The following is a 13,138-nucleotide window of genomic DNA, read 5'->3' on the forward strand; positions in this document are numbered from 1 at the left end:
CCATAGTTCCATTAATCCCAAAGGCGACGCCCAGCTTTGCCGTTGAGACGTTCGTGGGTGTCTCGCAGCAGTGTTGGGATGTCAAGCTGTTGGGGACAACGGGGCAAACAGTCGCCGCAATCGGTGCAGCGATCGCCTTTCACTCCCCAAAACCAGTGACCTGCGTTTTCAAACATACCGTAGCGGTACTTACCGTAATCGGTCATATCGTAGGCTATGGCTAGATTCCGCAGCCGCAATACTTCCGGTATGTTTATAGTCTCCGGGCATGGCAAGCAGGCATTGCATTGGCTGCACAGGTCTGTAGAAAGTGTGTTTGTAAGTTGCGACTGCAAGCGCTGGAATACTTCAATTTCTTCGGCTGTCAGCGCCTCGTCGGAGTCAGCTACCTTTAGCGGTTCTATCAGTTCATCTGGGTTAGCCGCACCGATGCTTAGAGTAGTAATGCGGCGATCGCTTAACAAAAATCTGTAGTTCAGCTCTAGTGGCGAATATGGCTGACACAACTTTTCGAGCGTCGCAGGGGGTGTATATAGCCTTCCTCCCTTATCAGCGGGAGAGATAATAAAAACTCCCATGTCCTTTTGGTGGGCTAGGGCAACCGCTGGAGCATTTACCTGCTGGAAATAATAATAATGAAGGTTGACAAATTCAAATAAATCTGTATTTATTGCTGCCAGAATTACATCCAGCGTTCCATGAGTCGAGAAGCCAACGTGTCGCACCCGACCATCTGCGATCGCTTCCTGCACCGCCTGTATGCATCCGCACTTCACCCAATCTAGGTGTTCCCAGGTATTGACTCCATGAATTGCCAGACAATCTACATAATCTAGCTGTAAACGCTCTAGAGACTCATCAATCCAGCGGCGCATAGTATCGCCGTCAGCAACAGGAGGAATTTTAGTTGTAATATGCAGTTGCTTTCTATCTAGAGGCAATCCAGCTTTTAAGGCTTCCCCCAGATATTGTTCGCTTTTGCCGTAACCCCGCGCCGTTTCCAGGTGATTTATTCCCAAATCAACTGCTTGATACACCGTCTGGCGGGCGGTTGACTCGTTAGCCAGACAGCGCATCGTTCCAAGTGAAAACACCGAAAATAGCAAATTTGTTTTGCCAAACCGCCGATAGCGCATTTTTAGCAAATTCTCATTTTTCGCTATTGGTAATTAACATAAATGGGAAAAGAGGAGCCAAAGGACAAAAATAGAGCTGTCTATGTTTCACCACTGGTGAATCGACCGCGCTGAATAATATCTTCTGGTCGCAGGTTGGAGATAAAATCCCGGAAGGCTCGGCGTTCTGCCTCGTCGGCATCGCGGTCAACCGGAATGGAAGCATCGGCAATTACTTCTTCCATCACCCAAATGGGCGTGTTAGTGCGAATGGCAACAGCGATCGCGTCGCTAGGACGCGCATCAATCTCCTTTTTTGCCTCACCCTGACGGACACATAAAATAGCATAGAAAGTATTGTCTTGAAGCGAGTGAATGATCACGCGCTCCAAAGTCATGTCCCATGCCTCAAGAATATTAACTATTAAATCGTGGGTGAGAGGGCGCGGAGGGGTCTGTTTTTCCAGGGCGCTGATAATTGCCTTTGCCTGATCTTGTCCTATATAAATAGGCAGGGCACGTCGCTCCGAAGCATCTTTCAGCAGCACGATCGGGCTGCGAGTGACGGCATCTAATGCAATTCCAGCTACTTTCATTTCAATCATCAGCTTGGCCTCTAGAACAAAGTAGGCATCGGGGGATAAAGCGAAGCGATAAACTGGTACTGGACAGATTGGGGCCGGAACAAAGACGCTAAGGCTCTAATTACTTTACCGGGCAACCGTAAATCCAGCCCTTGCAGACCCCTGGCAGTTGGGATCAACAAGACTGTACTCCAAGTATGCCCCAGTCTCATGATGATTGTGGTGCGAATTTCACGAAAAAATATAGACACTTTGGTATAGAGTTTAGCCGTTTGTCTGTTGTACCTAAGTTTATTGTCTGATGTCCGTTGTCCGTTGTTCCTTGTACTTTTGTCAATTACGAATTAGAAATTACCAATTACCACTCAATAGAAAATTAAATGTTTACCGGGTTAATTCAAGCATTGGGAAGTATGCGATCGCACGGAGAAGACAGATTCCAAATATCCTGTCTCCCCGAAGCATCCTCGTCGCTTCTGTCAGATTTGGCTATAGGTGACAGCGTAGCAGTAGATGGAGTCTGCTTAACTGTAGAGGAGATTTTGCCGATGGGATTTGTGGCAGCCGCTTCCCCCGAAACCCTAAGTCGCACCACCTTGGGGGAGCGCCAGCGAGCCTCCACCATAGTAAATTTGGAAGCATCTCTACGAGTTGGCAGCAAGCTGGGGGGACATTTTGTAACGGGACACGTAGATGGGATCGGCTGCCTCCAAGAATCGACGCAAACTGCCAACTCATGGGAAATGTCCTTTACAGCCATAGAGGGTTTTGGCGAATTGTGGCAGCGAACCATTGCCCGTTACATCATCCCCAAAGGCAGCATTGCCGTCAACGGCGTCAGCCTGACGGTAGCAGATTGCGACCCATCTGGCAGCTGGTTTAAGGTGTCTGTAATTCCCCACAGTTATGCTGAAACGAATCTCAGTTATTTGCAGACGGGCAATTGGGTAAATCTGGAAGGCGATATTCTGGGCAAATACGTGGAAAAGTTTCTACGCTATCAACCGAATTCCTTGGTAGATGCACCACATACAGCCAGCCTTGACGGTATTACACCTGCCTTTTTAGCCGAAAACGGATATCTTTGAAATTTTAGATTTTAGATTTGGTAATTTAATCTAAAATCTAAAATCTCGTGTCACCTTGGGTTAGCGAGGTTGGAGAATGCTGGAGTTGTCAGCGATGCCGACCCGCGTAAGAGTGGTGTTTTAGATTGGAGCGCGGGCGTGGGCAACACTGGAGTTGTCAGCGATGCCGACCCGCGTAAGAGTGGTGTTTTAGATTGGACACTAGGGCTATCCAGTCTTAACATAGTCAACGATGCCGACCCGTCTAACAACGGTGTTTTAGTTCCGCTAGAGGTGGGGAATAGCAAAGGTGGCATTATTACGGAATTGATGGCTGGTGCTGTTTGAGGTTGAACCGCAGCAGGTAAGGTTGTAGTTGGCAGCGTTGCCTGCTTGATGGCTGGTGCTGTTTGAGGTTGAACCGCAGCAGGTAAGGTTGTAGTTGGCAGCGTTGCCTGCTTGATGGCTGGTGCTGTTTTAGATTGGCCTGGGATAGGGAGGGGTAGAATTGTTGCTGCTGCTAACTTACCCGATGAAGACGTTTGAGATGGCTCAAGGTTGGGTAGGGGTAAAGTTGGTTCTGCTACAGAATTATCCCTAGACAGTGATTCAGGTTGATAAGGGGTCGGTAACTTTGGCGCTGCTACAGAATTGTCCGCCGACAGTGATTTAGGTTGATAAGGGGTCGGTAACTTTGGCAGTGGTGAAGATGGGGTGAATGATGGTATTCCAGGTTGTGGATTTACCAAAGTTGGCGCTGCTGCGGAATTGTCCGCCGACGGTGATTTAGGTTGATAAGGGGTCGGTAACTTTGGCAGTGGAGAAGATGGGGTGAATGATGGTATTCCAGGTTGTGGATTTACCTGAGCGGTTTCCAGGGCTTTCATCAGTTCCGCATGAGCAGAATCTAATTGAGAGCCTGGATCGTGTGCTACCCAGCCTTGTTCGGTCAATTCTCGCCATTCAAAGTGGAGATGAGACCCGGTTGAACTGCCAGTGTTGCCAACCTTACCAATGACGCTTCCCTGTTCGACCCACTGACCTGGTTGAACCGCTATTTCGGAGAGGTGGGCATAGAGACTTTCACGGGTTTCGTTGTGCTGAAGGACAACAGATAAACCATAGCCGCCCATCCAGTCTGCGATCGCTACCTTACCAGCATAAGCCGCTAATACTGGCGTTCCCACAGGTGCGCCTATGTCTGTACCTGCATGAAACCTGCGATCGCCGCTTATAGGATGAATCCGCCAGCCAAACACTGAAGTAATTGAAGCCGGAATCGACAAGGGGAAAAGCATGCTGGTATTGCCATTGCCTGCGCGTCCAGATTCGTAGATTTTAGGATTGTAGTAAGCCAAAGGCGTTGGCGTCGTGCTTTCCTCATTGCCCTCTCCATCGTCAAATGTTGGCACGATGGAGTTTTTCATGCGAATACCGCTGATATTCACTCGCAACGGCCCAATTTTGACTGGCCCGATAGCTGCGATCGCGGTTTGCCCCATTCTCAGCCTGCTGCGTCTTAGCGAACGCAGCGATCGCCCCTTGCGTGTACTTTCTATGTAGCGCCCGATGTCTGCACTAGCCAACTCCCGCCGTCGCAAAGGGCTGGTTTCTATGTAGCGCCCGACGTTAGCCGTTTCCAAATTGCGTTTGCGAACGCCTCTTGTTTCTATATAGCGTCCGGCTTTAGCTGTTTCAAAGTTAGGCTTGCGAACGCCTCTTGTTTCTATATAGCGTCCGGCTTTAGCTGTTTCAAAGTTAGGCTTGCGAACGCGGCGGGTTTCTATGTAGCGCCTTGCATTAGCTGTATCCAAGTTGCGCCTGCGAACGCGGGCAGTTTTAAACGAACGTCTAGTGTCAGCAGTTGCAATAGAGCGCGTCCTGTTACCACAGCCCTTTCGACATCTGGTAGAGCCTTCCGACGCTATAACAGAATTTGGTTCATCGTAAGTGCGAGTCGCTCCAATGCTGTACTCAGTCGAGTCTATATAAGCATTGTTGTTGAATTTATCGACTTTAGCACTTTCGTAGGGTAAAGGGGGTTTGTCTAGACTGCGACGAGATCTCCTTGGTGGATCGATCAGGTCTTTAGCCCTAGTTGACACAGACGAGTCAAGGGGGGGACTTACCGAGTCTTCGCGTACAACACGATTTTCTGACTCGGCTTGCGATACTAATCGTCTGCGGCGGCTAGATGCCTCTCGTTTGGGTGCTGGTGGTGCAAGGCTGCGTACAACATCAGGTACTGACGTTTCTCCCGTTGCCTCGCTGCTTGCCTTGTCTGGGTTAGAATCGCTTTGCGCCCAAACAATACCGCTGCTAAGGATGCCAAGACCGCCAATCCAGCCAAGCCCCTGCATTAAAAGCGATCGCCGATATAAAAAACTCAAAAAATTGTAATTTTTGGAGGGTCGCTGGGTCATTTTCGCCTCAATACTCCTCACTCACTCACTAAAGCAATTCTGGCTAGCTTGTTGTGTAGAGACATTGCGTGCAACATTTCTACCCAATTTGCTTTCACCTTGAACTGTAAAACTTAAATATCATAGCCCAGACTGATTGTACCGGGCTTAAGGCAAATTTCTGATGTTGTTGCTGCTAGCTGCAAGCGGACTCGCAACTCTCCGGTAGAGCAAACACCTACAACAACTCCAGGGCACCCGTCTACGACGACGGGACGATTGATGCAACCCAGAAGCTCTAGGTAAGACGGTAGTAGAGTTTCTATGTCTTCCTGATGCAAGCGTTGATAGCCCGATAATAAACCGCGTATGGCGATCGCTGCTAGCATTTCCAACGATGTTACCGTATTGGTCGTATCTTTACCCTGCGATCGCAGGTTGATTCCCGTCTCTGGAACTGGATTATCCCAGTTGATCCCGACGCCTACGACAGCTTTGGCAATTTTATTCTTATTTACTCTAGTTTCCGTTAAAATACCGCCAAGTTTGCGTCCTTGAACTATCAGGTCATTGGGCCACTTGATTAAGACGGGTACGGCGTACTTACGCAATTCTGTCGCTATTCCCCAAGCGCTACACATAGTCAAGGCGGCGCTATTTACTGCTGGCAGGTCGGGTTCTAGCGCCATAGATAAATATAATCCGCCAGCTGAAGACTGCCACTGTCGTCCCCACTGACCCCGCCCTGCTGTTTGTTGCTGGGCGATGACTACTGTTCCTGCTGTAGCGCCTTCCTCTATTAATTTCCAGAGGGTTTGGTTTGTGGAGGGGAGGGTTTCAAATATATGGCAGGAAAGTTGTAAAGGTGCAGCATCCTGTAACAGCGCTTCAAGCTGTTGCTGATTAAATGTCACTGTTGAAAAATTCACTAAATACTTGCATAAGCTAGCATTATTGCACTTGTATTTGAGGAGTTTTCACAATGTCGCAGCTTTCGCCCACCCTGCCGCAAAATTCTATGCATAGCTGGCACTGGCGCAGCTGGGAAGGATTGCCCTATTTAACTTGCAGCCTGCTGGAAAAGTGGCCGCACGGTTTTTTTACTAAACAGTTTTCGCCTCAGTATCCGGCGGAGTTGGTGAAGGTGTTACAGCCGGATGCTGGAGTTTATCGAGTTAAACAGGTACATGGCAACGCGGTGCTAACGCCTTCGGAAATAGAAGCGGCTATGTCTTCTGAGTCCCCGCCGATTGATGAGTTGCCAGCGGCTGATGGTGTTTTGAGCGATCGCTCAAAACAGTCTGTGTGGGTTTGCAGCGCCGATTGCACGCCTGTCTTGATTGCTGATACTCATACCGGACAGGTGGCGGCGGTTCATGCTGGTTGGCGGGGGACGGCGACGAAAATTGTCCCCAACGCGATCGCTCGTTTTGTGTCTTCTGGGAGTAAGCTGCAAAATTTACTTGTTGCTATGGGGCCTGCGATCGCTGGTTCTGTCTACCAGCTCTCTACTCACGTAGCTGCTGAAGTAGGAGCAAGCATCTTACCCGATACTTACCAAGAAGACAATATAGAAGAAATTCTGGCAGCCATGTCGCAGATAACTGATTCCCCGCTGTCACCAGATGCACAAGCAGGACGGGTGCGATTGGATGTAAGGCGGGTGAATGCCATACAGCTACAACAGTTGGGGATTGAGCCAGAACAGATAGCGATCGCGCCTCACTGCACTTACCAAGACCCAGAGCATTTCTTCTCTTATCGACGAGAGCATCTCAAGAAAGTCCAATGGTCGGGCATACTTAGCGTTTAGTTTGTAGCCCAAAACTGCCCAGCCTCTGACATGAAATAGAAATAAATAAAAAACCGCCCCCAGTTCATGACCTGGAGGCGGTTTTTATACTACTTGTCTAAATCAAACTAGAGCGCTCTTTGGTTGGCAACTCGTCTCACATACATGAGAGCGAGTTGCGCGTTTAGTGCGTTAGTTACTGCGCTGGTGCGGGGGCTGGGGCTGTGCTGTCAGCTGGTGCGGGGGTTGGAGCGATTTCCGTTGTGCCCGTTGCTGGGGTTGTGGTGGTGCCAGTTCCAGTTCCAGTGCCTGTTCCGGTGCCTGTTCCAGTTCCGGTGCTGGAGCCTGCGCCATCAGTTGTGGCGCCAGTTCCAGTTCCAGTTCCGCTTCCAGTGCCTGTTCCAGTTCCGGTGCTGGAGCCTGCGCCATCAGTTGTAATGCCTGTTCCAGTTCCAGTTCCGCTTCCAGTGCCTGTTCCAGTTCCAGTGCTGGAGCCTGCGCCATCAGTTGTGGTGCCTGTTCCAGTTCCAGTTCCGCTTCCAGTGCCTGTTCCTGTTCCAGTTCCGGTGCTGCCACCTGTGGTGCCGGTGCCTGTTCCGGTGCTACCACCTGTGGTGCCTGTTCCGCTGGTGCCTGTGCCAGTTCCGGTTCCAGCCCCGCTGCCAGTGCCTGTTCCTGTTCCGCTGCCACCAGTTGTGCCGGTGGTTGTATCGGCTTCGTCAACCGGAATCTCTCTTAAACCCTGCATACCAGGGAAGACTCGGCTGCTATTGCCTACTGTCTGAAAGGCACGGATTACCTTACCTTTCACTTTGTTACGACCGTAGGCATGACCGCGACCGTACCGGTTAGCACGACCCCGGACCTGACCGCGACCTTCACGATCGTCATCATCACCGCCATCGTTGTCGTCATCGTCATCGCGCTGAACCACTAAGAGCTTCTGCCCGTCACGACTGCGCTCAACAGTTAAGTTAGCAGCAACGCCAGATCCAAATATGCTGTATTCGCGACCTTTACCGTTGACGAAGGCAAAAGCCAGATTGAACTGATTCTGAACTGACGATTGGCCAATTGAGAAGTCACCGCCAACTGTGCCAGAGCCTGTGCCAGAGCCTGTGCCAGAGCCTGTGCCTGATGCTGTGCCTGTACCTGTACCTGTACCTGTGCCTGTGCCTGTACCTGTGCCTGTGCCTGTACCTGCGCCTGCGCCTGTGCCTGTGCCTGTGCCTGTACCTGTACCTGTGCCTGTGCCACCACCTGCTGTTGTGCCACCAGTGCCACCAGTGCCACCAGAACCACCAGTGCTACCGCCTGCAAAGCCACCGCCGCTGCCACCAGCGCTACCACCGCCTGTAAAGGAACCGCCTCCTAAATTGATGGTATTGCTGTTTTTGATGACGTTGGTGTTAAAGGTAGTATCCGGATCGTTGCCGTTGATGTAAACAAAATTTTGCTGGCCTTTTTCAGAGCCGAAGCCTGTGTTCTTGCTCTTATCTGACCCACCACCAAAGTTATAGGTGGTATCGCCACCATAGTAGGTTGTGATGTTGTTGTTTACATCGTAGTTGTAGGCTACTTTCCCACTCGTCGTCCCACCTGTACCACTTGTGGTACCACCAGTCATGCTGCTGGCAACTATACCCGCGGTGAATTCTGTACGGCCTTTGCTTGCGCCTTCAGCTACGAACTTGCTGCTTTCTTGCTCAAACTTAAACTTCGTTGTGCTGTTAGGGCTGATAAAGCCAGCAGATGTGCTACCAACTTTGGTAACTACGCCCACACCTTCGCCTTCAACTGTAAATTTACTCTGAGCAGTACTCTTGAAGGCTTGCTGATTTTGCGCGGTGAACGAGGTAACGCCGCCGATATTGCCTTCTACGCCAACACCCTGACCTTGGATGTTAAACTTCTGGCTGCTTTCACCACCTGCACTCTCAATACTGAACTTGGTTACGGCATCCTGGCTCTTAAAGCCTATCTTGCTAACTTGTTGGGCGCTCAATACTTGAGTGCTCATCATGTCGTCATCGTCGTCGCCGTCGTCGTCGCCACTAGCTGTGGTTGTGGTGCCAGTCGTGCCTGTACCAGTTGTGGTGCCAGTTGTGGTGCCAGTTGTGCCAGTTGTGCCAGTTGTGCCAGTACCAGTTGCTGTCGTGTCTGTACCAGTTGTGCCTGTGGTGCCAGTACCAGTTGCTGTCGTGCCTGTGGTGCCAGTTGTACCGCCAGTTGCTGTCGTGCCTGTACCAGTTGTGGTGCCAGTTGTACCGCCAGTTGCTGTCGTGTCTGTACCAGTCGTGCCTGTGGTGCCCGTCATTGCACCACCAGTTGTGCCACCTGAGCCACTCATCGTGCCCGTACCGCTGGTGGTACTCATTGCGCCATCGTCATCTGAATCAGAATCAGAAGAGAGGGCAGCAACACGCTGATCGTCATCATTGGTGTTGAAGTTGACTTTTCCCTCGCCTTCGAGCTTAAATTTAACTTTTTGGCCGAGCAGGAATTCTGGATCCTCAACAGCACCTACAGTTCCGGTGCTGAGCTTAACATCTGAAGGAAGACCTATCGTACCGTTCGTCAGCTTGGCATCAAATGCACCAACGCTCATCAGACCCTGCTTGGCCTGATAACTAGATGCAGAGCTGCCAGTTAAGCTTACGTTTGTTAGTGGTAGGAAGACTAGGGGAGCAGAACCTTTGACGATTGGGCTAACCAGCGTTCCACCCAAAAATGCTTGGCTGGTAAAAGAATTTAAAGTAAAGTCCACTTTCATTGGTACGCCTACAAAGGGAATCGGGGTACCAGTACGTGAAAAGGCTAAACCTGATAGAGTACCTGCCAAACTACCCGTATCCATCGCATCCGGGCGACCGTTGGTATTGACATCTTTGAAGCTGGAAGCGTTCGGTATGAAGCGAGCCGAACTTGTTACTCCAGCAGGGGTTTGCAGTTGCAACTGCCGGACGCGAATGTCAAAAAGAGTAGGAGCGGGCTTGCCAGGATTTTGTGGCTGCGTGAAGAAGGCTGCATCGCCTTTTATACTACCGCCTGTAACCGTAACTTGAGCATTAGCAGAAGGAGCAAGAGCTAGGGCCAAGCCTCCAGCGATACCTAGAAAAACAACGGAGCGAGTTGAATTGGCGATCATGTGATTAAGACTCCATCTGGAAATTAATTACAACTAAGCAAAGTATCTAGCTCAACACTTAACAGGGAACAACTGTTAGTTTTTTTGAATTTATCCTGACCCCATTTAGGGTTAGAAGTATTAAGAACGTGTGTAGATCTCCTGACTCTTACAGCGTTGTCATACGGGTAGGGCTTGTTGGAAGCTTACGAGCCGACCCTTTTAGTAGCTTTCTTTAGGCTATGACTTTGCCGTGTGAGAGAAGGTTCCCGAACAACCAAAAATTTTTTGAAATTTCTTAGTAGCAGATAAGACATAGGTTTCAGCCTTTGAAGTGCGGGGGAGCTATATAAATAGATCGGGTGCGAGCCGAAAAAGTTAGACAGCATGAACCTTACACAGGTTTAGCTATAACTAAGTAAGTTCGTCGGTAGTGCGGCTCCAAAAGGTGCAACCACTGCCTGTTCTACGCAGATATACGGATAAGTAAGTAAGTTTGTCAATGGGTGCAGCTAAAAAAATTGCGGGTAGCACCCGCGTTACGCAAATGTACGGAGATATAGGTAATCTTTTACAAGCTTGATACTTTTTGCTAACCGCTCCTCTAACCTCTTTAGTTTTACGATTGCGGCTTTACTTATCTCTTCTCTACTAGGTACGGCACATTAGGGTTCAATAGGGTTCACAGTACGGATAAAAAAAGGTGGGCAATGCCCACCCTACCCAAATCGAAAATTCCTAGAAGGAGAAAGTAGTACGCAACGCACCAATTGTTATGGTGTCGTTGTTATTGTTATGACCCGGATTGAAAAGCACGATCACTCCTGGAGTGACGGTTACATTATCCGATACCCGCAAGCGGTAGAAGGCTTCTACGTGAGTTGTAGTTCCAGGCTGACCGCCTTCAGGTGCTGTAATGTCCCCCCTGCTAAAGAAGCTAGGAATGTTCCTGCCCGTTGGCAAGTCGCTGTCGGTAATCTTGGGAGGCTGACCTACATAAAGACCTAAAAGGTTGCCATCACCAAAGAGATCGGGGAAGTTTAGGTACGCCATCCAGTTAATAGTCTCTACACTTCCCGATCCTCCACCTTTAAGGTCGGAAGTGGTGTATCCACCCCAGCCGCCAAAGGTGATGCGAGGTGTCAGTCGCCATTCTAAGCTGGCGCCGAAGGCGTTGGTGTTCATAGGAGATCTGCCCGAAATCGGACTCTGGATCGCCAACAAATCATCACCTACACCAGTAGCCAAGCGTCCGAAAGGAGAGTAGGAGTTGATGTACTGAAAGGCAAGGTCAATCGTATCTGCGGGTGATGCGTTTAACTGTACGCCTGCCGTCGTTTCGCCAAAGTCTCCGCCCAATATCCCCCCAAATCGGGAATCAGCGGGCGTGCTGGCTGAATAAACTCCTTGCAAGCTAAAGCGCGTACCGAGTTGGTAGTCAAAGCCTATACCACCGCGACCCGCACCGATGCCTATAATCGGGTTGCGCTGTGCAAACCGAGAAATAGGGCCTTGACCAGCACTTTCAACGCGGTTGGCTCCCCGGAACACGTTAACGGGGTTAACTCCCTCTGGACCAACCACAAAGGCAAAGTTATTGCCAATAAGCTGGCGATAGGTCAAGTCGCTGAGTACTACGTCGTTACCAGTGTCGCCTTCATATCCCAGCCCGACAAAGGTGTTCAAGCGTCGTCCTGTTCCCGTGCTGCCACCACCTGCTTGAAGTCCGGTGAGTAAGAGGCTGCGCGGGCTGAACTGGGTCAGCAAGCTTAACTGTACGTTGTGAATGAGGTTAACATTCGTGTCTAAGTCTCTTACTCGATCGAGTTGGGTAAACTCGTTCTCGCTGCGTCCTTGGACACCAACGATCGCTTGTCCAAATAGCTTGGTTGTAGTAGAGAACTGATGCGCTTCGAGAAAGGCTGTGCGACCTTCCAGGTTGTCTACCCGAGTACCCAAGCTAGCTATTTCTGCCTGGAATTCCTGCGTCAGCCGTCGCAGGGCTTCTAGATCTGTTTGGGTAACGGTATCACCAGGTCTGCTGGCAATCAACCGTTCTATCTGCCTCATGCAGGAATTGATACCAGCGGCAAATTCATAGCGGGTTAGCGCCCGGTTGCCGCGAAATGTGCCATCGGGATAACCTGCGATACAGTTATAGCGCTCGACTAGCGATCGCAGTGCCTCATATGCCCAGTCTCCCGGTCGCACGTCCCGCAACTGCGTCACGTTAGTGACTTGGTTCATCGGATCGTCTTCCGCCGCTTCCTCTTCTAGCGACCCTAAGCCGGGGCTATCTATTTGAGAGTTTTCCGCACCAGCGTCGGGTGTCGAACCGCCTTGGGCTAAAACCGAACTTTGATTTTTTAATTCCTTAACTTGCTTCTCGTCTGACGACGTAGAGCCAGACATTGCTTTTCCCTCGACGGGTGCGAATGCTGACTTTGTGCTAATACTAATCTTTTTGGTAACTTCCAGCGGCAATTTGACTGTCATTGTCGCTTTTGCTTCATCAGCCTTTGTCAGGCCATCCACTGCCACTAGCGGTTCAGTTGACGCCCCTTGCAAGTCGTCTGGCGTTGTTGCCTGTGCTTCTTGCTTATTAGGGAATAAATCTACTGCTACTGGATCGGACGAATCTGCTGCTAAAGCTGATAAATTGGCAGACGTTTTCGCCTGGGCTACCTTAGATACCTTCACTACATCGGTAGATGCCGAGAATCCCTGGTTTGAAGACTGTAAATCGGTCGCGCTGCCCGTCGCGTTTACATCTGATGCTGCAACCGCTGGGGACAGGTTGGCTACAAGCAAACCAATAGCCGTAAATATTAAGGCTGAGGATGCTGTCTTCTCAAAAAAAAACTGGGATTTCACGGTGCTAATACTCCTCGAAAACACCACATGACCACGAATGGTACACGAACATTATACAATTCGCTACTAGATTATGGATGATTTTTAAAAGTACATTACTTCTGTGGATACGTGGGAAATAGGCCAATAGATACTTGAATAGTCATCATAGAAAATTGGTAATAATTATGAATTATG

8 protein-coding genes are annotated in these 13,138 nt (G+C 50.0%); 2 read left to right on the plus strand and 6 right to left on the minus strand.

Annotation, left to right across the window (positions count from 1 at the left end; all coding sequences use genetic code 11):
* Nucleotides 1-11 precede the first annotated feature (11 nt).
* The gene (locus H6F77_RS27040) at nucleotides 12-1,136 is read right to left on the minus strand and encodes an aldo/keto reductase (RefSeq protein WP_190492009.1); all 1,125 of its coding nucleotides are present in this window, start codon (nucleotides 1,134-1,136) and stop codon (nucleotides 12-14) included.
* Between the two features lie 80 nt (nucleotides 1,137-1,216).
* Nucleotides 1,217-1,720 (minus strand): bifunctional nuclease family protein, encoded by a 504-nt coding sequence (locus H6F77_RS27045; RefSeq protein WP_190492010.1) that lies wholly within the window; start codon nucleotides 1,718-1,720, stop codon nucleotides 1,217-1,219.
* A 359-nt stretch (nucleotides 1,721-2,079) separates the two neighbouring features.
* On the opposite strand from H6F77_RS27045, the gene ribE reads away from it, so the two are divergent.
* Complete coding sequence (ribE, locus tag H6F77_RS27050; protein WP_190492011.1) at nucleotides 2,080-2,787, plus strand: riboflavin synthase; 708 nt, start codon at nucleotides 2,080-2,082, stop codon at nucleotides 2,785-2,787.
* A 50-nt stretch (nucleotides 2,788-2,837) separates the two neighbouring features.
* On the opposite strand, the gene H6F77_RS27640 is transcribed toward ribE, so the two are convergent.
* Nucleotides 2,838-5,189, minus strand: coding sequence for a M23 family metallopeptidase (locus H6F77_RS27640; RefSeq protein ID WP_242022653.1), 2,352 nt, complete (start codon nucleotides 5,187-5,189; stop codon nucleotides 2,838-2,840).
* 113 nt (nucleotides 5,190-5,302) lie between these two features.
* Nucleotides 5,303-6,082: a biotin--[acetyl-CoA-carboxylase] ligase gene (locus H6F77_RS27060; RefSeq protein ID WP_190492057.1), complete on the minus strand. Its 780-nt coding sequence runs from the start codon at nucleotides 6,080-6,082 to the stop codon at nucleotides 5,303-5,305.
* A 68-nt stretch (nucleotides 6,083-6,150) separates the two neighbouring features.
* Between H6F77_RS27060 and pgeF the strand changes: the two genes are divergently transcribed.
* Nucleotides 6,151-6,981 carry a peptidoglycan editing factor PgeF gene (gene pgeF, locus H6F77_RS27065; RefSeq protein WP_242022655.1) on the plus strand — a complete coding sequence of 277 codons (831 nt, stop codon included), beginning with the start codon at nucleotides 6,151-6,153 and terminating at the stop codon, nucleotides 6,979-6,981.
* A gap of 175 nt (nucleotides 6,982-7,156) precedes the next feature.
* On the opposite strand, the gene H6F77_RS27070 is transcribed toward pgeF, so the two are convergent.
* Both H6F77_RS27070 and H6F77_RS27075 read right to left on the minus strand, forming a co-directional pair.
* Entirely contained in the window at nucleotides 7,157-10,108 is a 2,952-nt protein-coding gene (locus H6F77_RS27070) for a hypothetical protein (protein WP_190492012.1), read from the minus strand.
* A 717-nt stretch (nucleotides 10,109-10,825) separates the two neighbouring features.
* Nucleotides 10,826-12,961, minus strand: coding sequence for an iron uptake porin (locus H6F77_RS27075; RefSeq protein ID WP_309228926.1), 2,136 nt, complete (start codon nucleotides 12,959-12,961; stop codon nucleotides 10,826-10,828).
* Nucleotides 12,962-13,138 lie beyond the last annotated feature (177 nt).

It is taken from the genome of Microcoleus sp. FACHB-831 (assembly GCF_014695585.1).
GTDB lineage: Bacteria > Cyanobacteriota > Cyanobacteriia > Cyanobacteriales > FACHB-T130 > FACHB-831.